Here is a 23,554-nt window from a genome sequence, read left to right on the forward strand (position 1 = left end):
TTTAACATTCGGACTTCTTCTTATCTTCCAAGCACAATGCTTAGCTGGATTTAGCACCTTGGCACGCGCACTTGCATGACCGGTTGCTGAAGCGTCATCGGGCCAGTCCCTCAGCTTCTCTTGATAAGAACGATATGGAGTTGTTTAAAAATAGATTACTCCCAATTTACCTAATTTTTCGAAAACATTCAAGGGGGAAGGGGAGGTTTTTTACAATGGTACACTCATTTTCTAGGCTGAGAGCCTTCGTGAATGGCTGTTTATCAATTTATGCGTACACTTTCCAGTTTTATGATGAATTTTTGACGTTTATGATGAATTTTTCCAACTTATGATGAATTTTAGAGATATATGATGAATTTTAGAGATATATGATGAAAATTTAGAATTTATGCTGAATTGGAGGACAGTTCCGAAAAAAGACCGCTCACCCAAAGCGGTCCACGACAAAAATTATCGGTAATTAATAAATTGCACATCGATTGGAAGTTCAGCCTGTCTGATCGCCGCGATCACCTGCTGCAAATCATCACGGTTTTTTCCGGTGACGCGCACCTGGTCATCCTGAACCTGGGATTTCACTTTCAAGCCGGAGTTTTTAATTATCGTGTTAATACGCTTTGCATTGTCCTTATCGATCCCTTGAACGAGCTTGCCGCGCTGGCGTACTGTGCCGCCTGATGCACCTTCTACTTTTCCATACTGAATGTTCTTTACCGGTACTTCACGGCGAATCAGTTTGCTGATTAGCACATCTTTCAGCTGTTCAAGTTTATAATCATCGTCAGATACAAGAACAAGCTCTTCTTTTTCAAGTTTAATGTCGCTTTTGCTTCCTTTGAAGTCATAGCGGTTCTGAACTTCCTTTAACGCCACCACGATTGCATTCTGCACTTCCGGCAATTCGACCTTTGAAACGATGTCAAATGAGTTCTCCTTAGACATGTCATTCCTCCCGCGTTTTCATACTTGCACTTTACTCCACTAACCTTAAGCGAGATTCCCCTGCTGAAGGAAGTTTCACTTTATCCCGCACTAACGGGCAGTAGGGGACCGAGCCTTGGACTGGTTCACCTGCCAAATATGGAGCGTTCAATCTCATAACTGCCCGTAAGTGCCCGATTCTGTTCCACTAACCTTCAGCGAACCCCCCCGCTGAAGGAAGTTTCACTTTATCCCGCACTAACGGGCAGTAGGGGACCGAGCCTTGGACTGGTTCACCTACCAAATATGGAGCGTTCAATCTCATAACTGCCCGTAAGTGCCCGATTCTGTTCCACTAACCTTCAGCGAACCCCCCACTGAAGGAAGTTTCACTTTATCCCGCACTAACGGGCAGTAGGGGACCGAGCCTTGGACTGGTTCACCTGCCAAATATGGAGCGTTCAATCTCATAACTGCCCGTAAGTGCCCGATTCTGTTCCACTAACCTTCAGCGAACCCCCCCGCTGAAGGAAGTTTCACTTTATCCTTTGATTATAGTAGAATTAAACATGCCATACAACATGTACGCGGTACAGAAAGGTTAGGTGACTTGTGAGAGCAGGCACGTATGAACGACTGGAAATTGATGAGCGTTTGGAATTTGGCTATTTCCTGACGGATGGGGAGACGAGAGTTCTTCTTCATGACAGTGAAATAACGGAGCCAATTGAAGATAAAGAGTTTGTAGATGTTTTCCTTTACCTGGATTATGAGAGCAGATTGGCTGCAACAATGAAAATGCCGACTCTACGGGAAGGAGAATACGGCTGGGTGGAAGCGATGGATGCGGTTGATCACATGGGTGTATTTGTGAATATTGGTCTTTCCAAGGATGCCCTTATCGCAAATGATATTCTGCCTGAAGATCGGCTGATTTGGCCTGAAAAGGGAGATCAGCTCTACTGTACGATGAGAATTACTGAAAATGGCCGCTTTTTTGCTAGACTGGCATCAGAGGATATCATTAGCGAAAAATTTGTGCCGGCGACACGCGAGGTGTTTAATAAAAGTGTTTCTGGGCATGTATACCGCCATATCGAAGCGGGGTGTTTCTTTATTTCGGTAGAAGGCTATAAAGGGTTTATTCACTCCAGCCAGATGACAAGGGAACCCCGTCTTGGAGAACTCGTCGAAGGCAGAGTAATTGATGTAAAAGAAGATGGGTCCATTAACGTTTCTCTTCTTCCGAGGAAGCAGGATGCGATGAGTGCGGATGCAGAAAAAATTCTGGATTATATGGGTCTTCGAAACGGTGCTATGCCTTATTGGGATAAATCAGATCCAGAGGATATTAAAGAACGGTTTGGAATGAGCAAGGCTGCATTTAAACGGGCACTTGGACATCTTATGAAGGAAAGAAGAGCCTATCAGGAGAATGGATGGACGTATTTCACGAAAGAGCAATAAGCCGACCCGGCTTTTGCTCTTTTTATTGTACATATTAATTCCTGTTTAAAATCGCCGATAAAGAAGGTGTAGTCATAAATAGATAAAAGGGGAGTACCATTTTGAGAAAATATATATCCATCCTCTTTAGCCTGATCCTTCTGGCGGGATGCATGCAGCAGCCTGTTCAAAGTACTCAGGAAAAGAAAACGAAAGTGGGAATCATGCTATCAGATGTGGGGCTTGGAGATCAATCTTTCAGTGACTCTGCGTTCAGAGGGCTGCAGAAATCAAGAGATGAGCTCGGCATTCAGTTTGATTATAAGGAATTAAAAGATTCGAAAACCTATGAAAAAGGTATCGAGGACTTAGTTAAAGCAGGAAATGATGTGGTGGTCGGTCTAGGGTTTATGGTCCAGGAGGATCTGGAAAAAGTGGCTAAGAAGTATCCGAAACAGCGCTTTATTCTGATTGATGCGGTATCGGAGCTGAAAAATATTACTTCCCTTACATTTAAGGAAGATGAGGGAAGCTATTTAGCCGGAGCGCTTGCAGCCATGAAATCTAAGTCTGCTGTAATTGGCTTCGTTGGAGGAGCGGATGTGCCGCTGATCCGAAAGTTTTTGGATGGTTTTCAAAAAGGAGCCCTGGCGATTAATCCGGAAGTTCAAGTGAAATCCGTTTTTGCTGAAAATTTCGGGGACGATAAACTAGGAGCAGAGCTTGCTTCAAATCTGATTAAAGAGGATGCAGATCTATTGTATGCTGCCGCTGGATTTACAGGGGTAGGGGTGCTGAAAGAGGCACAAAAGCAAGGCGTTTATGGAATCGGAGTGGACAGTGATCAATATTTCTATGCAGAAAAAGCAGTCATTACCTCGATGCTGAAAAACGTGGATGTTGCCCTTTATGAAATCGTAAAGGATTACAAAAAAAGCGGGAAACTGCCTGAGGGACATGTAGAATTCGGCATAGCGGAAAATGGTGTCGCACTTGCTCCAGTTCGTATTTTGGAACTCTCTCCGGATGAACAAAGCAAGCTTGACAGCATGATTAAAGAATTCGGAGGGACAGCGAAATGACCATACGCAAACGTTTGCTTATCAATATTTTGGGCATGATGGGTCTTGCTGCCGGCCTGATCATGTTCATTATCATTAGTATGCTTTCCATTCAATCCTCCAACCAGGATTATGTTCCGATTATGATGGATGTTCAGCAGCTCGATGCCGATATGAACGGTCTAAAGCAAAGCATCAGCAACTTTTCGTTTTCTTTAACAGATGCGCAAAAGGATGAATCAATATTGGGAATGAAAAATGTAGAAAATCGAATTTCAAGCTTGGACAAAAGACTGGGGAAGAATGCAGACGCAGTATTTTTCGCCCGTGCCAAGCAAAAATATGAAGCATGGAAGCCGGAAGCAATGGCGGCGCTTGAATCCAGGAATTCAGCTGAGGCCAAGCGCCAATCCATCCGGATTGAAGGAATTCAAAATGACGTCTATATGCTGAATGATCAATCCAAAGCTTATTATGATACTCTTCAAACAGAATTGAAGAACCAAATTACGTTCGTTATTTTTTCAGGCATTGCCGGGAGTCTTCTTCTTTTAATTGTTTCGGTGGTAATTGCCATCCGGATTACTTCCCGGATTACGAAGCCGCTTAAAAAGCTTTCAGAAAATGCGAAGCAGATTACAGAAGGAAATCTTTTAGTGGAAGAGGTTTCATACAAAGGGAAGGATGAAATTGGCGTTTTAAACGAGGCGTTTGGCCAAATGACCAATCAGCTAAAAGCACTCCTTTTTTCAATCGACAGTGTCAGCAAGGATGTCGAGGGGTTTGCGAAGCAGCTTGAGACAGATAACCGTTCCCTCACCGAAATCAGCAACCAGGTGGCGGTGTCTACGGATGAACTGTCTGCAGGCTCGCAATCCATTTCTGAGGATCTGCAGGATGCTGTAAATCTGATTGATGAAATGGACCGCAGTTTCCAAAAGAACGTAGAGACAAGCGGTCAAGTGCTTAATCATGGAAAGCTTGCACAGGCAGCCGTACACGGAGGAAAGGCAGCCCTTGAAAATCAGAAATCCCTTATTAAGAGCAATTTGGAAGCAAGTGAATACATCCAGAAAACCACAATGGACTTTGCAGGCTACACAGCAAAAATTGAAGACATGGCGAAAATTGTATCAGGCATTGCCGATCAGACCAATCTGCTTGCCCTGAATGCAGCCATCGAAGCAGCAAGAGCGGGTGAAGCTGGAAAAGGCTTTGCTGTCGTGGCAGAAGAGGTGAGGAAGCTCGCTGAACAATCTGCCAACTCGACTCATCATATTTTTGATATGGCAGCGATGATTAAAAGAGGAATCACTGAAGTTTCAGCAGCTGTAGACAGAGGCATGAATCTTGCACACAAGCAGGAGGATTCCATGATGGAGACAACCCAGACCTTTATGGATATCGAAAAGGCTATGAATGATATATCCGAAGAGCTGAATGTTCTAAGCACAGGTCTGGTGAATTCAAAGGATTTGGGCGGAAAAGTGCTGTACAATGTTGAAAGCATCAGTGCGGTTGTAGAGGAGACAGCAGCGGGCAGCGAGGAAATTTCCGCTTCCACTACAGAACAGCTTGCGGCTTTTGAAAAACTGACGGCAAAAGTAACTGAGCTTAGAGTGCTGACAGATGATCTGAATGTTACACTTGCTCAATTTACGATTAAATAAGTATGAGAGCTCTCCTTTTTGGGGGGGCTTTTTTTGTCGGAAACCCTCTAATTCCCAGATTAACAAGGTTGAATTCAGGGAAAAAGTATCGATATCTGCATCTTAAGGAGATGTCCAACTGTGTTGATCAACTTTATTCTTGGCATCGCATCAAAAGCTCTAAGCAAACTGTTCAGCTTTGCGACTGCCTCTTTTCTTGGCAGGGTACCTTCAAAAGACGATTCCAAAGTGAGCCTAATTGGAGTGCTCTCTTTTTATTGGCTGCTGGTCGCTATCACATTTATTTTTCCGAAAGCATCCCGAAGCCTTATTCCGCTTGCACCCGATGATCCCAACCTAGTACGGCTTATGGCCGCCGTTCTGCTGATTGGCATCCCGTTTTTCAATGGCTGGCTGACTACTAGGGTTGAAAATTATTCGAGTAATCAGCGTTCCTTCTTCATGCAATTGCTAATGGGATTCCCTGTTACCATAATTATGAGTTTTTTGGTGGTTTCGCTTGTCATAACGATTCCCATTATAAAAGCACCTTATTTTATCAACATGTATTATCTGGACACCATTAAAATCATGATTAAAAAGGGCCAATTCGATCACGTGTATGACCAAATGAAAGAGAGTTTGTCTGATTTCACTTATAAAGAAGAAGATCCTCCAAAAATTATGCAATATCAATTCAACTTTTTAACATGGGTTCAAAGCAAAATTTTTCATAAGCATATGTCAAAGGATATGCGGGTTTTAAAGGGAGAGGATGATGGTGAGCATTTTCAGATAATCCTTCATGCTACGGATATTGCGATTACGGCTAAAAGAAAAACGGCGACGAAGCTCCGTTCGATTCTTGCTGAAAGCTTAAATGAAGAGTATGTATACTTCTCATGGGACGATCCTTCCCATGAAATTGAGGACGAGATCCTTGAATATAAGCATATGCTTACAAACAACGAACACGTCAGCGAAGAGAACATTACGCGTTTAGCGGAGAAAATTAAAGAAACTGGCCTTTCCCAGGAGGAATGGAACTCGATCCGCAGACAGATTTATAAGCTGCAAATCGCGTATTATGACCGGAACACCGGTGATTTGCCCAGCCAGATTACCGTTGTACCTGATTACTTAATGGCATCAAAAGAGCGATAAAAAAGAGACAGCGGATGAATTCCCGCTGTCTCTTTTATAAATGATCCGTTTTTTTGGAAAACTGTTTTTTCCCGGCCTTGCGGTTTTGATCTTCGAGCATATTTTTTTTATGCTCTTTTGCGTTATTATCTTTAGCCTTTTTATCGTTATCGCTTGTATGCGGCATCTGTCATCCCGCTCCTTTCGAATGGAGATGGTGTTAGGATAACCGCCAGGCTTTCAGATTATGTCACAGATCCTTGTTTAAGAAAAAGAGTGCAATCGTTCCCGGGCCTGAATGGGATCCGACAGCTGAACCAATCATATTGATAACGACTTCCTTTGGGGAAAACTCCTCCAGGATCATGGCCTTCAGCTCTTCAGCGGTTTCGAGGTCATCTCCATGGCTTATTGCAATGACTTGGTTATCAATTCCCTGGCCCCGTTCTTTCATGAGCTCCACCATCCGGCGGAAAACCTTTTTGCGCCCTCTTATTTTTTCAATTGGGATGAGTTTGCCGTCCTCAACATGCAGAAGCGGCTTAATATTCAGCAGGCCGCCGACAAACGCAGAAGCCTTGCTTACCCGTCCGCCTCGTGCCAAATACTCAAGGTCATCTACTGTAAAAAGGTGTTCCATATGCTCGGCATAGTTTTTTACAGAGGCCTCAATTTCTTCAAGAGAGTGACCATCATTGGAAAGCTCAAGTGCCCGCCTTACAGCAAGTCCGCATCCGAGAGATGCACACTTTGTATCGATAATGGCAAGCCTGAAGTCTGGATATTCCTCCTTTACTTCATTTGCAACCATCACTGCTGTCTGATAGGTCCCCGATAGTTCAGAAGAAAAAGCAACGTAGAGCGCCGTCCGGCCTTTTTCTGCCAGCCCTGTAAAGACTTCTTTCACCGTCATCGGGCTGCATTGGGATGTTTTAGCTGTATGTCCCGCTTTCATTTCATTGAAAATATCTTTTGAATGAATGGTCAGCAAATCTTCATAGTCTTCGCCTTTAAGATGAACTCCAAGAGGAAGGAGGATCACACCGGTATTCTCAAAAAAATCCAATGGCAGATCGCTTGCACTGTCCGCTATTATTTGAACGTTCATATGTACACCTCAGTTTTTTCAATTATTTTCTATATTTTACTTGATATTAAATAAAAAGAATACGAATAAATTCAATACACATTGTATAGCAAGGAGCAAGCCTTGACAAACAATGTATTCGGAAACGCATAAATGGGGTAAACCAACAATATGAACAACGTCTCGGGAGGTATCCAATTATGATCAAAGAAGAAACCAGAAAAATCATCGTTGTCATTTTCGGGGCGCTGCTGAATGCAATTGCGCTGAATCTGTTCCTAATCCCTGCAAAAGTATACGCGAGCGGTTTTACCGGAGTCGCCCAGCTCATTTCCAACGTGCTGACCCGTTATACACCGTTTAGCATCTCTACGGGTGTGCTGCTGCTCCTGCTCAATATTCCGGTATTCTTTTTAGGCTGGAAGATGGTCGGCAAGTCTTTTACCGTTTACAGTATAATAAGTGTTGCAGCGACAACCGTTTTTCTCGGGTTCATTCCGCTTCAGGAAATCTCGGAGGACATTTTGCTTAATGCTGTATTTGGAGGAGTCATTGCTGCAGTAGGTGTCGGTTTGACACTGAAATACGGTGCTTCAACCGGAGGGCTGGATATTGTCGCCATGGTATTATCCAGGATGAAGGACAAGCCTGTCGGTACGTATTTTTTCATGCTGAATGCAGTCATCATTTTTTCAGCGGGTGTTTTGTTCGGCTGGGAAAAAGCCCTTTACACCTTAGTTGCTTTGTATGCATCAACACGCGTCATTGATGCAATCCATACACGGTATGAAAAATTGACGGCTATGATTGTTACGAAAAAAAGTGAAGAATTGAAAAAAGCCATTCATGCCAAGCTAGTCCGCGGGATTACGGCGGTTCCTGCAAAAGGCGGGTTTACAAACGAATCAAAGGAAATGCTGGTAATGGTCATAACAAGATACGAGCTGTATGACCTGGAAAAAACCATTCAGGAAGTGGATCCGCATGCCTTCACCAATATCGTGGAGACAACCGGGATTGTAGGCTCCTTCCGAAAAGACTAAGAGGTGTAAAATGAAAAAAACGCTCCTGCTTCTGTGCATAATCCTGCTCTCAGCCTGCACCAATAAGACGGATGAAGAAAAAGAGGTGACCGCACCCATGGAGAAAACGAACCAGGTGCTATTAAAAGCTTCAGCCGAGGAAAGCATTGACCAGGCTATATTGAAGCTGACCATCCATAATGATACGGACAGGAAAAAAATCTTCACCTTCCAGACAGGCCAAACCTATGAACTGACGGTATTGGACTCGGAAGGAAAAGAAATGTACAAATACTCTAAAGGTAAAATGTTTACGCAGGCGATAAGGGAATTAGCACTCCAACCCGGGGAGAAAAAGGTATATCAGGAAGTCTGGGGATATGACCAGCAGGGACAAAAGGCCTCACCCGGCGAATATAAAGTGATAGCGGTGTTCCTTGGTAAAGAAAAAGGCGGAGAGCCTTTAACGGCAGAAGGAACACTGGAAATACCTGAATCGTAAAAAACCGCCCGGGAATGGGCGGTTTTCATTTACTCTGTGCGGCTTTCTAAATCCTGCTGAAGCTCCTGAAGCTGGGCTTTTTCAGCCTCAGAGCAGTTGGCATATGCAGAAGATAGGGCATTTTTTGCACGATCGATTGAGGCCTGATCGTGAGGAGCAGCTTCATTTACGGATTCACGTGCTTTTTGAAATAATTTATTCCCCATCTTAAAACCCTCCAAGAGAAAGGTCTTCAGCGCGTTCCTGCTTGCGGCTGACCTGTTCCTCTGCTTCGGCCATTGTTAAATGGTAAGGAATGCGTTCATCATGCAATGCGACCGCATTTTTTCCTTGCTGAATAAAACGTCTCGATTTTCCGCTGCCCATCATTACCAGCTCCTCAGGGTTTAGAATAAAAGGGATTCCCCCGTGCGAAGGAATCCCTTTTATCTTTGGCTTTGGCCGCCATTTTATGGGTGGGAATTTAAGCTTACAAACCCAATTCTTTTTTCAAGTAAACCGCAATGCCATCATCCATATTGGAGAGGGTTTCTTTATTAGCCGTCTCTTTTAGAATGTCAATCGCATTTCCCATCGCGACACCATGACCGGCAAACTCAAGCATTTCCAAATCATTATCCTCGTCTCCGAACGCTATAACCCGCTCAGGCGGAATGCCGAAATGGTCCGTAAGCTTTTTAAGTCCGACCGCTTTATTGATGCCGGATTTAATAATTTCAATGACATGCCATGGTGCTGCCCATCTGCGGTGCTCGACCACTTCTGCATGAACGTCGGATAAATAAGAGCGGATCTTATCTACATTTTGCTCTTCAGCGTGGATGAGGATACTGGTAACATCCTCACCGAGGGTTTCGCCAAGATGGCCGATCGTCATTTCAGGATCGCCCATGCTGAACACATCCAGAAGCCGTTCATCATGTTTATGGAAATAAACGCGGTCCTTCACCTCTGCAAGCATATTATGTACACCATGATTATCCGCTGTTTTAATAATTTCCTGCACCACATCAAGCTCTAGAGTCGTATGAAACATTCCCCAGCTCTCATCCTTTGGATGATGAACGAACGCTCCATTAAAATTAACGATCGGAGTATCGAGCGCAAGCTCCCTGTAATAAAGCGAGCTGGAACGGTATGGCCTGCCTGTAGCGATGCAAACGATGTGTCCGGCTGCCCGTGCCTTTTGTATGATTTCCTTTGAATAGCTGGAAATGGTTTTATCATCCCGCAGCAATGTGCCATCTAAGTCTAATGCAATCAAATAAGGTTTGTTATCCATAAAATCTCCCTTAATCATCATTTTCTTAGTCCCTATATTTATTATATCAAAAATACTCCAGTCTTAACGAATTCTCAGTCTGTAATTTAGCCTGCGGATTTTTTTAAAAGAAACCAAAAGCATGATACACTATACTTGGATAAAGTGTTAGCACAACAAGGAGGATGCTGAGTGGTCATTGTGGAAAAAATTATGGCAGGCGGAGTACCGAGTCTGCATGTTGTAAAAGAAGAACTGAAAAATGAGCAGACCCCGTTTGTGCTGTTTGTACACGGTTTTACAAGCGCAAAGGAACACAATCTGCATTACGCCTACCTGCTTGCTGAAAAGGGAGCCAGAGTCGTTCTTCCGGAAGCTCTCTACCATGGTGAACGGTCTGAATCAATGCCCCCAATGGAATTGAATGTCCGCTTTTGGGACATCGTAATGAATACCATTCATGAACTGAAGGCAATCAAGGATTTCTTTGCAGATGAAGGTTTGATTGATGAATCCCGAATTGGCGTATCCGGAACATCAATGGGCGGAATTGTCACGCTTGGGGCGCTGACTCAATATAAATGGATCACAGCTGGAGTCAGCTTGATGGGAAGTCCATACTACGTCCACTTTTTACGAAAACAAGTGGAATACTTGAGAGATGCAGGGCATGTCCTGCCAATTTCAGACGAAGATCTGGAAGCGAAAATGCAATCGCTCGAGCATTTTGATCTGAGCTTACATAAAGAGAGTCTAAACGAACGTCCGCTCCTGTTCTGGCACGGAGAAAAAGACCAAGTCGTGCCTTTCAAGCCTACATGGGCATTTTATGAAGATATTCGGTCTGCATACGAAGCAAAACCTGAAAACATTCAATTCATACGCGACCCGAACGCCGACCATAAAGTATCCAGAGAAGGTCTGTTTGGACTTGTAAATTGGTTCGATACCCATCTTTACTTAAGCACGCGGGTTTAACAATTAACCAAAGTCCGTTATAATGCGAAAATAGGCACTGATTGAAGGAGTGAACCAAAATGGAAGAAGCATTAAAAGAAAATCTAATGGGCGCGCTTGAACAAGTCGTCGATCCTGAACTTGGAATCGACATCGTCAACCTCGGCCTCGTATACGACGTCGAGATGGATGAAGCCGGTGCAACCACAGTTACCATGACCCTGACATCCATGGGCTGCCCGCTCGCAGGAACAATTGTAGATCAAGTGAAAATCGCACTAAGCGATATCCCGGAAGTGAAAGAAACAGAAGTAAACATCGTCTGGAATCCGCCATGGTCCAAAGACCGCATGTCACGCTATGCGAAAATTGCGCTGGGCATTACCTGATTGTGAACAAGCACCGCTTGCCTTATAGGCAGGCGGTGTTTTTATGTTGGAACAGGGGATGCTGGAGATGCTGCTGAGCGTGTACATCGGACATTGTGGATGGGATATCGCACACTCAGTCCGAGATATCGGCCACTCGCAGGTATATCGGACACCTACCCCGTATATCGGACTTCTAACTGGCGGTCCCGTATCCCGCCAAAGTTGGCCCGCAAAACCTCGAACTTGGCCCGTATCCCGCCAAAGTTGACCCGCAAAACCTCGGACTTGGCCCGTATCCCGCCAAAGTTGGCCCGCAAAACCTCGGACTTGGCCCGTATCCACTTTAAGTAAGCCTGGATTTTTCCAGAACTAGCCCCCTCAAAAAAATTCTCCTCGCATGTCAAACAAAAATGCGATCCGTTCTCCTAAAATCATTCCCGCAAAAAATTCTCCGTCCCATACACCAACGCTGTAAAGGAGTTTAGGAGCTTATCTGCCAGAGTTCGTCAATAAAATTATAAATATACAGTTGATTTTATTTATATGCGTATTTATAATGGTAACTAATTCAAAGAAGGATACGGCGGGTGATGGTTTGAATATAGGAATTGTGGGGTCTACTGGTTATGGAGGTATTGAGCTTTATAGATTGCTAGTGAATCATCCTTATACAGATAAATGTATATTATATACATCCTCTCATGGCGGCAATCTCTATTCAGATGTTTATCCTCATTTGAACAGCATAGAGGATGAACCCTTGCGAAATGTGGACGAAGCGGAAGGAATCGATGTCATGTTTATTGCAGCTCCTCCAGGTGTATCGGTTGAATTGACGCCTAAGCTGTTGAATAAAGGGTTTAAAGTGATCGATTTATCCGGAGATCTCAGGCTGAAAAACAGCAGTGATTATAAGAAGTGGTATAAACGGCCTCCTGCGCCGGAAGAAATCCTTAAACATGCCGTATATGGATTGTCTGAATTGAACCGGGTGAATATCACTGATACAAGGATCCTTTCAAATCCCGGCTGCTATCCGACAGCCTCATTGCTTGGGCTTGCCCCGCTTGTTCACCAGCATGCAATCGATCCAGCATCGATTATCATAGATGCGAAGTCGGGTATTTCCGGGGCAGGAAGAAAGGCCGGTCTTGGGACACATTACTCCGAACTTAATGAGAATTTCAAAGTTTACAAGATTGGAGAGCACCAGCACATTCCTGAGATTGAGCAGCAGCTTGGGCAGTGGATGGGAGAGCCTGTCACAATCAGCTTTACCCCTCATCTCGTCCCGATGACAAGAGGGATTATGGCGACGATGTATGTGACGCTTACTGAAAAAATCAGTACAGAATTGCTGATCGAGAGTTATCAGTCTTTTTATGAGCAGTCTCCATTTGTAAGAGTGCGAAAGCCCGGAAGTGAACCGCAGACGAAGGAAGTAGCGGGCTCTAATTTTTGCGATATCGGGTTAAAAGTTGATGACCGCACAGGCAGGGTTGTGATTGCATCCGTTATTGATAACTTGATGAAGGGAGCTGCCGGGCAGGCGGTTCAAAATTACAATTTAATGAATGGATGGGATGAACAGACAGGGCTAAGGCTCGTTCCGATGTATCCATAAAGTCGTTAGAGGTGCCAAAAAATGGCTAGTTGATCTAACCGGGATTTTCCCCATTTAAAAATAAATTTTCGGGAGTGTTGAATGTGCAGGAAGTAATGGAGGCATCCATGACGATTGAAAAGCATGGGTCCGTCGTATCGCCGATAGGATTTAGTGCAGATGGGGTCCATTGCGGCCTTCGGTACTCCAAAAAAGATTTAGGCGTGATTTTCAGTGAGGTGCCTGCAAATGCCGCTGCCGTTTATACGCAAAGCCATTTTCAGGCCGCGCCGTTAAAAGTAACCCAGGAAAGCATTGCAGCAGGGAAAAAGATTCAGGCACTGATTGTAAACAGCGGCAACGCAAATGCGTGCACGGGAAAACAGGGGCTGGCAGACGCCTATCAAATGAGACGCGCGTGCGCTGAAAGGTTCGGCATTAATGAATACTTGATCGCCGTTGCTTCAACAGGGGTGATCGGCGAGCGAATGAATATGGAGAAAATCCTTGAGGGAATTCCGCTGCTGAACCCGGCAAGCACAGAAGAAAACGGCCATTCTTTTGAAACAGCTATTCTTACAACCGATACGGGCGTTAAGCATACGGGAGCAAAGCTTGCCATCGATGGAAAGGAAATATGGATTGGCGGGGCGGCAAAGGGTTCGGGAATGATTCATCCGAACATGGCAACCATGCTTGGCTTTATTACCACAGATGCCGCAATTGATCCTGTCCATCTTCAGCAGCTGTTAAGCGAGGCAACAGATACATCCTTTAATCAGATTACAGTGGATGGAGAAACATCCACCAATGATATGGTGCTTGTGCTGGCAAATGGAATGGCAGAAAATGATCCGCTTGCCCCGGACCATCCTCAATGGGGGGTTTTTAAAAACGGATTCCAGGAGGTTTGCAAGGACCTCGCCAAACAAATTGCTAAGGATGGAGAGGGAGCAACCAAACTGATTGAGGTTCAGGTTAACGGGGCTGCCTCCGTTCAGGAAGCAAGAGAGACCTCGAAAAAAATTGTTGGTTCCAGTCTTGTGAAAACAGCGGTTTTCGGAGAAGACGCGAATTGGGGAAGGATCCTTGGGGCCATTGGCCACAGCCGGTCATCCGTCAATCCGGATCAAACCGAAATCTGGCTGGGGGGACTCTGTCTATTCAGCAGCGGCGAACCGCAGGACTTTAGCGAAGAACAAGCAGCGGAGTATCTAAAAAATAATACGATTATCATTCGCGTGGATTTAGCGTCCGGAGATGCGAAAGCGACCGCTTGGGGCTGCGATTTAACGTATGATTATGTAAAAATCAATGCGAGCTACAGAACGTGAAGGAGGAAAAAAAGTGAGTCGAGTTGTGGTGATCAAATGCGGGGGAAGCATCATATCCGAGCTTTCAGAATCCTTTTTTTCCTCCATTCATTCTTTAAAGCACTCAGGATGGAACGTCGTCCTTGTTCATGGCGGCGGTCCCGATATAACCAATACGTTAAAGTTAATGAAGATTCAGACAGAATTTAAGAACGGCCAGCGGAAAACAACAAAGGAAGTATTAAATGTCGTTCAGATGATCCTTGCGGGAAAATTGAATAAGCAGCTCGCTGGTGAGTGCCAAAGACGGGGACTTTCCGCAGTCGGATTGTCGGGTCAGGATGCCGGTCTCCTTACTGCAAGGCTGCTTAATGAAGAATTGCTTGGATTTGTAGGGGAAATTGAGAAGGTTAACACGGATGTGCTTGAACTCTTGCTGAAACAGGATTACATTCCTGTCATCGCTCCCATCGGTGTTACCGAAGCATTTGAAACACTGAACGTAAATGCTGATACGGCAGCAGCTGCCATTGCTCAGGCGCTAAATGCCGATAAGCTGCTTTTTGTTACAGATGTGGATGGAATTCTAAATAACGGTGAGCTTATTTGCGAAACGGATCCGGCTGAGATCGAAGGCTGCATTAAAAGGGGCATCATCTCAGGAGGGATGATTCCAAAAACAGAAGCTGCAATAAATTCGTTATCAGGGACGCTCAAAGAAGTCATGATCGTAAACGGAAAGAAAGCTTTTCTAAAGGATAATGAATTTTTCGGCACAAAAATTTGTCCCAACAAGGAGGCGGCGGCAGGATGAGTTCTTTATTTCCTACATATGCGCGGTGGAATCTCACCATTGAAGAAGCAAAAGGCGCCTGGGTTAAGGATAAGGAGGGGAATAAATACCTCGATTTTATCTCAGGGATTGCGGTGTGCAACCTCGGCCATCAGTTTGAGCCTGTTAAGCAAGCAGTGGCGGAGCAGCTGGACAAAGTATGGCATGTTTCAAACTTATTCGGGATTGATCTGCAGGAAGAAGCTGCCAGACTTTTAACTAAGCATTCGTTTGCTGATGCGGTATTTTTTTGCAACAGCGGTGCAGAGGCGAATGAAGCAGCGATCAAGCTTGCGAGGAAACATACGGGAAAAGGAAAAATTGTCACCTTCAAGCAGTCCTTCCATGGCCGGACATTTGCCACTATGGCCGCTACTGGCCAGGAAAAAGTCAGAACAGGATATGGAGAAATGCTCCCGTCCTTTGAATATTTGTCATACAACGATACAAAAGCGCTGGATGAGCTAGATGGAGAGAACTGTGCGGCAATCATGCTTGAAATCATTCAGGGTGAGGGCGGGGTGGTACCGGGGACGGAAGTTTTTTTTCAAAAAGTTCAGGAAACTTGTCATTCATTAGGCTGCTTGCTGATTGTGGATGAAGTCCAAACAGGGATAGGCCGTACTGGTAAATTGTTTGCACATGAAGGGCTATTAACGCCTGACATCGTGACTTCAGCTAAAGGTCTAGGTAATGGATTTCCGGTTGGGGCGATGCTAGGCAAGAGTGAATGTATCCCGTCCTTTCAGCCCGGTTCGCACGGATCAACTTTTGGAGGCAATCCACTGGCAATGGCTGCGGTGAAGGCCGTTTTGGAAACCGTTCTTGAAGATGGGTTTCTGGATGCTGTTCAGAAAAATGGAGAGAGTCTAATGGACGAACTTAAAAGCGAGCTGGAGATCCTTCCTATGGTAAAGGAGGTCAGGGGACAGGGAATGATGATTGGCATTGAATGGAATGGTCCTGTTACAGGCATCATTTCAGAGCTTAGAGAAAATGGGCTGCTCGTTCTTCCTGCAGGCGAGAACGTCATCCGGCTGCTGCCGCCTATTAATAGTACAGAGGAAGAATGCAGGATGGCTGTTACCATGCTGAAAGCGGTTCTTGGCACTCATTCCAAAGCAAGCGTCTAAATTTTTTTAACAACAAATGAATAAAAATACAATAATTCTTATTAATATACAAATATGAGGTGAGCGGAATGAAAGGATATATCAAGCTAGAAAACGGATTGGAATTAGCAGGGGAGCTTGGAGATGAAGCTCAGCCGGAAGCGGAAGGCGAAGCCGTATTTTTTACAGGTATGACGGGTTATCAGGAGGTTTTAAGTGATCCATCCTATCAAAACCAAATCCTAGTCTTTACGTATCCGCTTATCGGAAATTACGGCATCAATTTAGAGGATTTCGAAAGCAAACGACCTCAAATTAAAGGGGCCGTATTTTATGAATGCTGCGAAGCTTTCTCTCATTATGAAGCTGTATACAGCCTGCAAGCATACTTGAAAAAGTGGAAGATTCCGTTCCTGCAACATGTTGACACGAGATTTTTAGTGAAAAACATCCGGTCTTCCGGAACGATGAACGCTAAAATCACGTCAGTTCCCGAAACCAATGTCCCTCCAATCAAACTTCCGGAGCATTGCAGTGGAGATACATCTACACATGGTGAAGGTGCACAGCATACCGTTCTCATTGATTTTGGATTTAAAAAATCCATCCTGACTGCTTTGGTTGAACGCGGTCAGAAGGTTACCGTTCTCCCTTATGAAAAAATGGAGGCGGTGTTTGACCTTCATCCGGATGGCGTTGTTTTATCCAATGGTCCCGGAGATCCGAAACAGCTTGCAGGGTATTTACCGGCCGTTAAAAAAATCGCACGTGCCTTCCCGGTACTCGGCATCTGTTTAGGGCACCAGCTCCTTGCACTTGCCCATGGGCAGGATACTGAAAAGCTGCCATTCGGCCACCGCGGCGCGAATCATCCTGTTCTGGACAGGGAAACGGGAAAGGTATTCATGACCTCCCAAAACCACAGCTATGTCGTTAAAAGAAACCATGGCACCCAGGAGCTTAATGTTCGCTTTGAAAATGTAAATGATGGAAGTGTAGAAGGGTTATTCCATCCGGAAAAAAGAATTCTTTCCGTTCAGTTTCACCCTGAGGCGAATCCTGGACCTCGTGAAAGCGAATGGATATTTGACGAATACACAGCGATGATGAATCAGACAGGGAGAGTTGCTATTTATGCCTAAGGATCAAGCCATTAAGCGGGTTCTTGTTATCGGGTCCGGCCCAATTGTGATCGGCCAGGCTGCAGAATTTGATTATTCCGGGACGCAGGCCTGTCTCGCTTTGAAGGAAGAAGGCTGCGAGGTCATTCTGATCAATAATAACCCCGCGACTATTATGACGGACCCGGATATTGCCGATACGGTCTACTTTGAACCGATGACTGCATCATCCGTCGAGAAGATTTTTGAAAAAGAAAAACCGGATGGTCTGCTCCCGACAGTAGGAGGGCAAACCGGATTGAATCTGGCACTTGAACTGGACGAAAAGGGCGTGCTTGACCGTTACGGAGTCAAGCTGCTTGGAACCTCGGCAGCCTCGATTAAAAAAGGGGAAGACCGGGAGCAATTCCGAAAACTCATGCATGACATGAAAGAGCCGGTTCCTGAAAGCATGATTGTAAATGATGTGGCGAAGGGTGCTGATTTTGCCAAAGAAATCGGATATCCCATCATTATCCGTCCCGCCTATACTCTTGGCGGCAAAGGCGGCGGTATTGCCGGAACGGAGAAAGAGCTTGAACAAATGCTGCTTCATGGATTAGAAGCAAGTCCGATTCATCAATGCCTGGTGGAAAAAAGCATTGCCGGTTTTAAGGAGGTGGAGTACGAGGTCATGCGGGATGCGGCGGGTACATCGGTCACCATCTGCAATATGGAAAATTTCGATCCTGTCGGAATTCACACGGGAGACTCCATCGTTGTTGCGCCATCCCAGACACTAACGGACAAAGAATACCACATGCTTAGACAGTCGGCTTTAAGAATTATTGGAGAGCTTGGCATCATTGGGGGCTGCAACATTCAATTTGCCCTCGATCCGGAAAGTAAGCAGTATTTTGTCATTGAAGTGAATCCAAGGGTGAGCCGTTCATCGGCCCTTGCCTCGAAGGCAACCGGTTATCCAATTGCCCGGATTGCTGCAAAGCTTGCACTCGGTTTTACCCTAAATGAATTAAAAAATCCGTTAACCGAGACAACATACGCAAGCTTTGAACCGGCACTTGATTATGTGGCAGTCAAATTTCCGAGATGGCCCTTTGATAAATTCAAAGACCTGGACCGTCTGCTCGGAACAAAAATGAAAGCAACCGGAGAAGTCATGTCGCTTGCTAGAAACATGGAAGCAGGTTTTTTAAAAGCCCTTGATTCTCTTGAGCTTGATACGATGGGTGCCTATTCCCCTGAAATGGCAGGGAAAACGGATGAAGAGCTTGTAAATCTCATCAATCATCCGGATGACCGCCGATTTTTCGCCATTGCTGAGAGCATGAGAAGAGGGACTTCCCTGGAAGACATTCATAGTATGACGCAAATTGACCGCTATTTCTTGGCTGTTGTCCAACTCATTATAAAAATGGAAAAGGAAATGAAAACTGCAGCCGTTTTTGAAAAGGAACAGCTTGCACGCTGGAAGGAAAAGGGCTTTTCAGATCAGTCAATTGCGCTATGGGCTGGCTGTCAGGAGAGTGAAGTCAGAGAGCTTCGCAGAAAATGGGGTATTAAAGCGGTCTATAAAATTGTCGACACGTGTGCGGCAGAATTCGAAGCAAGGACCAATTATTTTTATTCGGCGTATTTCGGCGAACAGGAGCTGATTCCGGAAAAGAGCGGGGCGAAACGTGTCCTGATCATTGGTTCCGGACCAAATCGGATCGGGCAGGGAATTGAGTTTGACTATAGCGCCGTTCATGGAATAAAAGCATTAAAGAAAATGGGCTGTGAAGCCATAATGATCAACAGCAATCCAGAGACAGTGAGTACAGATTATGAATTGGCAGACCGGCTCTATTTTGAACCGCTCACCTTTGAATATGTCATGAATGTAATAGAACATGAACAAGCAGATGCTGTAATCGTGCAATATGGAGGACAGACGGCGATAAATCTTGCCGAAAAGCTTGAAGAGGCAGGGGTCACACTGCTTGGAACCGATCATCAGACGCTTTTTAAATTGGAAGACCGAGACGCTTTTTATCAGCTTCTTGATGAATGCGGCATCGCCCGCGTGAAAGGGTCAACTGCCCATACAGCATCGGAAGCGGAGGCCGCAGCAAAAGAGATTGGATTTCCGATTCTTCTACGTCCTTCCTATGTAATTGGAGGTAAGGGAATGGCTGCGGCTGAAAATGAAGAACAGCTAAAAGCTCTCCTTCAAAAAGCAGGGCCGGATGCATTCCCGGTTCTTGTGGACCGATTTGCTGTAGGAAAGGAAGCGGAGCTTGATCTTGTTTCAGACGGAAAAAATGTATGGATTCCTGTTGTCATCGAGCATGTGGAGCGCGCAGGGGTGCACTCTGGAGACAGTATGGCGATTCTTCCCGCTCAATCCTATTCCGAAAAACAAATCCATGCTTTAAAGGACTATGCTTCAACAATCGCCCGCTCTATAGACTTTAAAGGAATTATGAATATTCAGTTCATCATACAAGGAGAGCAGATTTATGTGCTGGAAGTGAATCCCCGGGCAAGCAGGACTGCACCAGTTGTCAGCAAGGTGATGCAGCGCTCCTTGATTGAAGCTGCTACGAAGGCGCTGCTCGGGGGGAATTGATGGAGCAGAGCAATGATCCTGCATTTACAGCTGTAAAATTCCCTGTATTCTCTACACATGCTCTTCACGATCAAAAACTGGACCTGGGACCGGAGATGAAATCTACAGGAGAAGGAATGTGCATCGGAAAAACCCTTGAAGAGGCCTTCAGCAAGGTATTTGATGACGGCAAGGAAAAGCAGCTGCTGACGGACGCGCAAACCTTGAGCTATGAGCAGCTGAAATCCTGTGTGTTATACAGTCCAATCGGGAACGAGGAAGCAAGAACCACTGCACTTGCATACGGACAGCGGGTTATGACAGAGGAAGAGACGTATTTGGCATATGTAAAAGGGAAGGCGGCGGTATCAGCCGGGCCGATTCCCATCCAAAGCAGAAAGGGAGTGGGCGCATGCACGCCTTAACGAATGAACAGCAAAGCTTGAAGGGGCAGGATTTTTTAACCCTTTTAGAGCTGGATACAGATATCATCCATGCTCTTCTTGATGAAGCAGCGGCTTTGAAAAAAGCACCGATTGAGTCATCTCTGAAAGGAAAAATGCTAGCCATGATTTTTGAAAAATCTTCAACGAGAACACGCGTATCTTTTGAAGCTGGAATGCTTCAGCTAGGCGGGCATGCCCTGTTTTTAAGCAGCAGCGATCTGCAGCTTGGAAGAGGAGAAACCATCGCTGATACTGCGAAGGTGCTTTCAGCATACGTCGATGCGATTATGATCCGGACATTCGAGCATGAAAAGGCAGCCGAACTGGCTGCGCATGCATCGGTTCCTGTCATTAACGGGTTAACAGACTTATTCCATCCTTGTCAGGCATTAGCAGATTTATTGACGATTCAGGAGCTTAAAGGCAGCTTTATCGGCAAAAAAATTGTATACATAGGGGACGGCAACAATGTAGCACATTCCCTTATGATTGCATGTGCAAAAATGGGGATGGATTTTGCCCTTGCGGCACCTAAAGGGTATGAGGCTGATGCATCAGTTATAAATGAAGCAAAAAAGATTTCGAGCAGCACCGGCTCAAAACTTGAATTTACAAGCCCTCCTCGAGAAGCTGCAGCAGGAGCGGATATCCTTTATTCCGATGTCTGGACCAGCATGGGACAGGAAGGGGAGTCATTGAAGAGGCTAAAGGATTTTGAGGGCTTCCAAGTGAATGCGGAACTGATGAAGCATGCGAAGCCTGACGCCCATTTCCTGCATTGTCTTCCGGCTCATCGGGAAGAGGAAGTCACCTCAGAAGTGATTGATGGACCGCAATCCGCTGTCTTCCAGCAGGCTGAAAATCGTCTTCATGCTCAAAAAGCTCTTTTAAAAATGATTCTCTGCTAAACGGGCATACTATGCAGGAACTTTGTATTAGGAGGGTTTGACATGGGACAGCAGCATCGTTTTCGTGAGGGCCAAAAAGCGCCCAATAACGGCGTTTATGTAGAAATCGGAGAAACGGGAGACAACGTTATGCATCCAAAGCAAATTAAGCTGAATGCCGGCGATCATTTTCCCGAAACTTCGAACCATAACAGGCAATGGACATATAAAAGAAAACCGTAAGAGCAGTACATTGACTCATTGCAAGGAATTATTCGGAGCTGTTCTGCCGTTTTTCCTGTATTCGGAGTGCCGGGCGCTATGAAATTCTTGCCAAAATAAAAAAGACCTGTCCGGATGGAAGGTCTTTTTTGCTTATTAATGCTGATCATTCACAGGCTCGTTTGGAATCAAAGCAGCTATAGCGAAGATCAAAATGGTTACGACAACTGATAAAATGGTTGCTGTCATGAAATCGTATGCGCTTCCAACCATTGACGAAGTAACGTAAGTAAGCATATGTACTAACAGAAACGCCCAGAAAAACGTCCAAAAATAACGCAAAATTTTCCCCTCCATTTGCACACAATTCTTCTTTTATGATATCACACATAAATTAGACAATAAAGGTTAGAAATGAAACATTTGTGACAAGGATTTGTCCGTTAGCCATAGAATTTCCTAAAGAGAGGGTGGGCTCCTTCCCACGCCATTTGTTTTCTCTGTCATAAGATAAAGCGGGCACATCTCTCAATAGGAAAGGCGGTGAGCAGCATGGAAATTTATGATCGTTTTTTTCAGTATGAGTCAGAATGGACGGTTATTCATACTCCTTATCAGCCAAATGGTTTTGGAATATTGATTTTAGGCGATAAAAATCATTTTGTGGATGGGCAAACAAGTTTCTGGATGCAGCATCTTGGGCGCAAACAGCTGCTTGCCGCTTTGAGAAAAGCTGGCTTTACTCTCATTCAGTCCAATCTCCATGGCAGCCATTGGGGATCGCCTAAGGCAGGGGATCTGGCAGAAAAGCTCCTCCATCTTTTTCCTAAAAAAGAAATTATTAATGACAAGGTCCACCTTCTCGCAGAAGGAACAGGGGCGCTTGCAGCACTTGAATTAATGGAAAGAAGCCCTGAAAGGCTGCGTTCAATCGGACTCTTTAACCCGTGTTTAGATCTTCAAAGCTATATCAATGATGAGAAGATGAATAAGCTTTTTTATAAACGCCTTACTAGAGAAATTGCAGCAGCCTATGAGATCGATGTAAAGGAATTGGAGCATTATTCCTTCAGGTCCATTAACCAGCTGGAATCCACGGTACCGGTAAAAATTTGGGACCGGATGAGCGGGACGCCATTTCCCTATCAAAAACACAGCAAAGCTTTTGAAGAGCAGCGGAAAGAAGAGGGCTATCCGATTGAATTGATCCTGCATTTAGGCGAGCAGCCATACCGTATCCACCAATCTGTTATTAAGTACTTTTCGCTGCATCAGAAAAATTTATAGCATGGTGAGCATCATTATTTCTTAGAGGAGGGAAGCCATGAAGAAGGCAGCCGTATTGGGAGCTCATACGTTTCTTGGTTTCGCGCTGTGCATGGAGTGGCTCGAAAAAGGTGTTGAAGTTCTGGCTGTATATGAAAAAGCAAAGAACAGTCTGGAAGAAAGGCGAATGGAAGAAATGTGGATGACAGTAGGAAGGAACGCGCTGTTTGAGCTAGTGTGCAAGGAAGAAAATCCTGACTTGCAATCATGCGATGCAGCGGTTTGTGAAACGGAATGGCTAGAGCATCATAATACAATAGATATACCCCTGCTTATTATTGAAAAAGGAGGCAAAGCAAGAAAAGAGGTTAGTGATCACAATGGTGTAATTTATGCAGGCAAAATGTACGGACCATGGCAGCCTGCAACGGAGGAGCTTACAAATTGGAGGGCTGAAGATTTTGCAGTCCCGCCATTTAAAAAAGATCCTGGACTGTATATTGAAGATGCAGCTAAAACCATTGCAGAGTTGGCAGCCAAGGATTTCAAAGGCCAATCATTTTATCTCCCGGGAAATGGTGTGCGCAGAGAAGAACTATATCCTCTCGTTCAGGAAACCCCTATAAAGAAGGGGCTGGAAGAACTGAAAAAGCATATGGAGCAGTATCCTTTTCTTTATGACTCTTCCGCGCTTGTCTAATGAAGGGTTTGCGAATATAGTTATAAAAGAAACCCGCTG

The 23,554-nt window shown here is 45.0% G+C and carries 24 protein-coding genes, 1 pseudogene and 1 riboswitch; of the genes and pseudogenes, 18 read left to right on the forward strand and 7 right to left on the reverse strand.

Features of this window, described 5'->3' with window-relative positions; genetic code table 11:
• Window positions 1-17: 17 nt before the first annotated feature.
• Window positions 18-130: riboswitch (SAM riboswitch) on the reverse strand.
• Between the two features lie 323 nt (window positions 131-453).
• Window positions 454-945, reverse strand: coding sequence for a YajQ family cyclic di-GMP-binding protein (locus J9317_RS06185; RefSeq protein ID WP_035410702.1), 492 nt, complete (start codon window positions 943-945; stop codon window positions 454-456).
• A gap of 591 nt (window positions 946-1,536) precedes the next feature.
• Here J9317_RS06185 and J9317_RS06190 point away from each other — a divergent pair.
• The 4 genes from J9317_RS06190 to J9317_RS06205 all read left to right on the forward strand — a co-directional run bounded on the left by J9317_RS06190 (window position 1,537) and on the right by J9317_RS06205 (window position 6,244).
• Window positions 1,537-2,391 carry a CvfB family protein gene (locus tag J9317_RS06190; protein ID WP_211557081.1) on the forward strand — a complete coding sequence of 285 codons (855 nt, stop codon included), beginning with the start codon at window positions 1,537-1,539 and terminating at the stop codon, window positions 2,389-2,391.
• Window positions 2,392-2,492: 101 nt separating this feature from the next.
• Window positions 2,493-3,452, forward strand: coding sequence for a BMP family lipoprotein (locus J9317_RS06195; protein ID WP_211557082.1), 960 nt, complete (start codon window positions 2,493-2,495; stop codon window positions 3,450-3,452).
• On the forward strand, window positions 3,449-5,101 hold the full coding sequence (locus tag J9317_RS06200; protein ID WP_211557083.1) for a methyl-accepting chemotaxis protein: 1,653 nt from the start codon (window positions 3,449-3,451) through the stop codon (window positions 5,099-5,101). Before J9317_RS06195 ends, J9317_RS06200 begins: the two co-directional genes overlap by 4 nt.
• A gap of 120 nt (window positions 5,102-5,221) precedes the next feature.
• Window positions 5,222-6,244: a hypothetical protein gene (locus J9317_RS06205; protein WP_211557085.1), complete on the forward strand. Its 1,023-nt coding sequence runs from the start codon at window positions 5,222-5,224 to the stop codon at window positions 6,242-6,244.
• A gap of 34 nt (window positions 6,245-6,278) precedes the next feature.
• On the opposite strand, the gene J9317_RS06210 is transcribed toward J9317_RS06205, so the two are convergent.
• Together J9317_RS06210 and J9317_RS06215 are read right to left on the reverse strand one after the other, a co-directional pair.
• Complete coding sequence (locus J9317_RS06210; RefSeq protein ID WP_211557086.1) at window positions 6,279-6,410, reverse strand: DUF3941 domain-containing protein; 132 nt, start codon at window positions 6,408-6,410, stop codon at window positions 6,279-6,281.
• Window positions 6,411-6,473: 63 nt separating this feature from the next.
• Window positions 6,474-7,331, reverse strand: coding sequence for a DegV family protein (locus J9317_RS06215; protein WP_211557088.1), 858 nt, complete (start codon window positions 7,329-7,331; stop codon window positions 6,474-6,476).
• A 179-nt stretch (window positions 7,332-7,510) separates the two neighbouring features.
• Between J9317_RS06215 and J9317_RS06220 the strand changes: the two genes are divergently transcribed.
• On the forward strand, window positions 7,511-8,353 hold the full coding sequence (locus tag J9317_RS06220; protein ID WP_211557091.1) for a YitT family protein: 843 nt from the start codon (window positions 7,511-7,513) through the stop codon (window positions 8,351-8,353).
• A gap of 10 nt (window positions 8,354-8,363) precedes the next feature.
• A complete protein-coding gene (locus tag J9317_RS06225; protein WP_211557092.1) occupies window positions 8,364-8,834 on the forward strand; it encodes a BsuPI-related putative proteinase inhibitor in 471 nt (156 codons plus the stop codon).
• A 29-nt stretch (window positions 8,835-8,863) separates the two neighbouring features.
• Here the strand turns inward: J9317_RS06225 and J9317_RS06230 are convergent, their stop codons facing one another.
• The 3 genes from J9317_RS06230 to J9317_RS06240 all read right to left on the reverse strand — a co-directional run bounded on the left by J9317_RS06230 (window position 8,864) and on the right by J9317_RS06240 (window position 10,116).
• Window positions 8,864-9,040, reverse strand: coding sequence for a DUF3813 domain-containing protein (locus J9317_RS06230; protein WP_211557094.1), 177 nt, complete (start codon window positions 9,038-9,040; stop codon window positions 8,864-8,866).
• A gap of 1 nt (window position 9,041) precedes the next feature.
• Window positions 9,042-9,203 carry a hypothetical protein gene (locus J9317_RS06235; protein ID WP_211562529.1) on the reverse strand — a complete coding sequence of 54 codons (162 nt, stop codon included), beginning with the start codon at window positions 9,201-9,203 and terminating at the stop codon, window positions 9,042-9,044.
• 100 nt (window positions 9,204-9,303) lie between these two features.
• Entirely contained in the window at window positions 9,304-10,116 is an 813-nt protein-coding gene (locus J9317_RS06240) for a Cof-type HAD-IIB family hydrolase (protein WP_211557096.1), read from the reverse strand.
• Window positions 10,117-10,287: 171 nt separating this feature from the next.
• Between J9317_RS06240 and J9317_RS06245 the strand changes: the two genes are divergently transcribed.
• The 10 genes and pseudogenes from J9317_RS06245 (at window position 10,288) to J9317_RS06290 (ending at window position 21,570) form a co-directional block, all read left to right on the forward strand.
• Window positions 10,288-11,073 (forward strand): prolyl oligopeptidase family serine peptidase, encoded by a 786-nt coding sequence (locus J9317_RS06245; protein ID WP_431190673.1) that lies wholly within the window; start codon window positions 10,288-10,290, stop codon window positions 11,071-11,073.
• Window positions 11,074-11,132: 59 nt separating this feature from the next.
• The gene (locus J9317_RS06250; RefSeq protein WP_211557098.1) at window positions 11,133-11,441 is read left to right on the forward strand and encodes a metal-sulfur cluster assembly factor; all 309 of its coding nucleotides are present in this window, start codon (window positions 11,133-11,135) and stop codon (window positions 11,439-11,441) included.
• Window positions 11,442-12,018: 577 nt separating this feature from the next.
• A complete protein-coding gene (gene argC / locus J9317_RS06255) occupies window positions 12,019-13,047 on the forward strand; it encodes an N-acetyl-gamma-glutamyl-phosphate reductase (protein WP_211562163.1) in 1,029 nt (342 codons plus the stop codon).
• A 95-nt stretch (window positions 13,048-13,142) separates the two neighbouring features.
• Window positions 13,143-14,360: a bifunctional ornithine acetyltransferase/N-acetylglutamate synthase gene (gene argJ, locus J9317_RS06260; RefSeq protein WP_211562165.1), complete on the forward strand. Its 1,218-nt coding sequence runs from the start codon at window positions 13,143-13,145 to the stop codon at window positions 14,358-14,360.
• Window positions 14,361-14,373: 13 nt separating this feature from the next.
• Window positions 14,374-15,153, forward strand: coding sequence for an acetylglutamate kinase (argB, locus tag J9317_RS06265; protein WP_211557100.1), 780 nt, complete (start codon window positions 14,374-14,376; stop codon window positions 15,151-15,153).
• Entirely contained in the window at window positions 15,150-16,304 is a 1,155-nt protein-coding gene (argD, locus tag J9317_RS06270; protein ID WP_211557102.1) for an acetylornithine transaminase, read from the forward strand. The genes argB and argD overlap by 4 nt, the downstream gene beginning before the upstream one ends.
• Before the next feature lie 68 nt (window positions 16,305-16,372).
• Complete coding sequence (locus J9317_RS06275; RefSeq protein WP_211557103.1) at window positions 16,373-17,425, forward strand: carbamoyl phosphate synthase small subunit; 1,053 nt, start codon at window positions 16,373-16,375, stop codon at window positions 17,423-17,425.
• Window positions 17,418-20,419 (forward strand): annotated as a pseudogene (carB, locus tag J9317_RS06280) (carbamoyl-phosphate synthase (glutamine-hydrolyzing) large subunit). The gene J9317_RS06275 and the pseudogene carB overlap by 8 nt, the downstream one beginning before the upstream one ends.
• Window positions 20,407-21,348, forward strand: coding sequence for an ornithine carbamoyltransferase (gene argF, locus J9317_RS06285; protein WP_211557104.1), 942 nt, complete (start codon window positions 20,407-20,409; stop codon window positions 21,346-21,348). The pseudogene carB and the gene argF overlap by 13 nt, the downstream one beginning before the upstream one ends.
• Before the next feature lie 42 nt (window positions 21,349-21,390).
• Window positions 21,391-21,570 carry a YjzC family protein gene (locus J9317_RS06290; RefSeq protein WP_211557105.1) on the forward strand — a complete coding sequence of 60 codons (180 nt, stop codon included), beginning with the start codon at window positions 21,391-21,393 and terminating at the stop codon, window positions 21,568-21,570.
• A gap of 135 nt (window positions 21,571-21,705) precedes the next feature.
• Here the strand turns inward: J9317_RS06290 and J9317_RS06295 are convergent, their stop codons facing one another.
• The gene (locus J9317_RS06295; RefSeq protein ID WP_035409308.1) at window positions 21,706-21,891 is read right to left on the reverse strand and encodes a YjzD family protein; all 186 of its coding nucleotides are present in this window, start codon (window positions 21,889-21,891) and stop codon (window positions 21,706-21,708) included.
• 210 nt (window positions 21,892-22,101) lie between these two features.
• Between J9317_RS06295 and J9317_RS06300 the strand changes: the two genes are divergently transcribed.
• Both J9317_RS06300 and J9317_RS06305 read left to right on the forward strand, forming a co-directional pair.
• The gene (locus J9317_RS06300; RefSeq protein WP_211557106.1) at window positions 22,102-22,836 is read left to right on the forward strand and encodes an alpha/beta fold hydrolase; all 735 of its coding nucleotides are present in this window, start codon (window positions 22,102-22,104) and stop codon (window positions 22,834-22,836) included.
• A 37-nt stretch (window positions 22,837-22,873) separates the two neighbouring features.
• Window positions 22,874-23,515, forward strand: coding sequence for a hypothetical protein (locus J9317_RS06305; protein WP_211557108.1), 642 nt, complete (start codon window positions 22,874-22,876; stop codon window positions 23,513-23,515).
• Window positions 23,516-23,554: the final 39 nt, after the last annotated feature.

Origin of the sequence: Metabacillus flavus, from assembly GCF_018283675.1 — a bacterium.
GTDB classification, from domain to species: Bacteria; Bacillota; Bacilli; order Bacillales; family Bacillaceae; genus Metabacillus_B; species Metabacillus_B flavus.

What these genes read in the sequence shown, in the direction of transcription:
- J9317_RS06185 (WP_035410702.1), bottom strand. Translation starts at nt 945, where the DNA reads ATGTCTAAGGAGAACTCATTTGACATCGTTTCAAAGGTCGAATTGCCG.
- J9317_RS06200 (WP_211557083.1), top strand. Translation starts at nt 3,449, where the DNA reads ATGACCATACGCAAACGTTTGCTTATCAATATTTTGGGCATGATGGGT.
- J9317_RS06210 (WP_211557086.1), bottom strand. Translation starts at nt 6,410, where the DNA reads ATGCCGCATACAAGCGATAACGATAAAAAGGCTAAAGATAATAACGCA.
- J9317_RS06215 (WP_211557088.1), bottom strand. Translation starts at nt 7,331, where the DNA reads ATGAACGTTCAAATAATAGCGGACAGTGCAAGCGATCTGCCATTGGAT.
- J9317_RS06220 (WP_211557091.1), top strand. Translation starts at nt 7,511, where the DNA reads ATGATCAAAGAAGAAACCAGAAAAATCATCGTTGTCATTTTCGGGGCG.
- J9317_RS06225 (WP_211557092.1), top strand. Translation starts at nt 8,364, where the DNA reads ATGAAAAAAACGCTCCTGCTTCTGTGCATAATCCTGCTCTCAGCCTGC.
- J9317_RS06230 (WP_211557094.1), bottom strand. Translation starts at nt 9,040, where the DNA reads ATGGGGAATAAATTATTTCAAAAAGCACGTGAATCCGTAAATGAAGCT.
- J9317_RS06235 (WP_211562529.1), bottom strand. Translation starts at nt 9,203, where the DNA reads ATGATGGGCAGCGGAAAATCGAGACGTTTTATTCAGCAAGGAAAAAAT.
- J9317_RS06240 (WP_211557096.1), bottom strand. Translation starts at nt 10,116, where the DNA reads ATGGATAACAAACCTTATTTGATTGCATTAGACTTAGATGGCACATTG.
- J9317_RS06250 (WP_211557098.1), top strand. Translation starts at nt 11,133, where the DNA reads ATGGAAGAAGCATTAAAAGAAAATCTAATGGGCGCGCTTGAACAAGTC.
- argJ (WP_211562165.1), top strand. Translation starts at nt 13,143, where the DNA reads ATGGAGGCATCCATGACGATTGAAAAGCATGGGTCCGTCGTATCGCCG.
- argD (WP_211557102.1), top strand. Translation starts at nt 15,150, where the DNA reads ATGAGTTCTTTATTTCCTACATATGCGCGGTGGAATCTCACCATTGAA.
- J9317_RS06275 (WP_211557103.1), top strand. Translation starts at nt 16,373, where the DNA reads ATGAAAGGATATATCAAGCTAGAAAACGGATTGGAATTAGCAGGGGAG.
- argF (WP_211557104.1), top strand. Translation starts at nt 20,407, where the DNA reads ATGCACGCCTTAACGAATGAACAGCAAAGCTTGAAGGGGCAGGATTTT.
- J9317_RS06290 (WP_211557105.1), top strand. Translation starts at nt 21,391, where the DNA reads ATGGGACAGCAGCATCGTTTTCGTGAGGGCCAAAAAGCGCCCAATAAC.
- J9317_RS06300 (WP_211557106.1), top strand. Translation starts at nt 22,102, where the DNA reads ATGGAAATTTATGATCGTTTTTTTCAGTATGAGTCAGAATGGACGGTT.
- J9317_RS06305 (WP_211557108.1), top strand. Translation starts at nt 22,874, where the DNA reads ATGAAGAAGGCAGCCGTATTGGGAGCTCATACGTTTCTTGGTTTCGCG.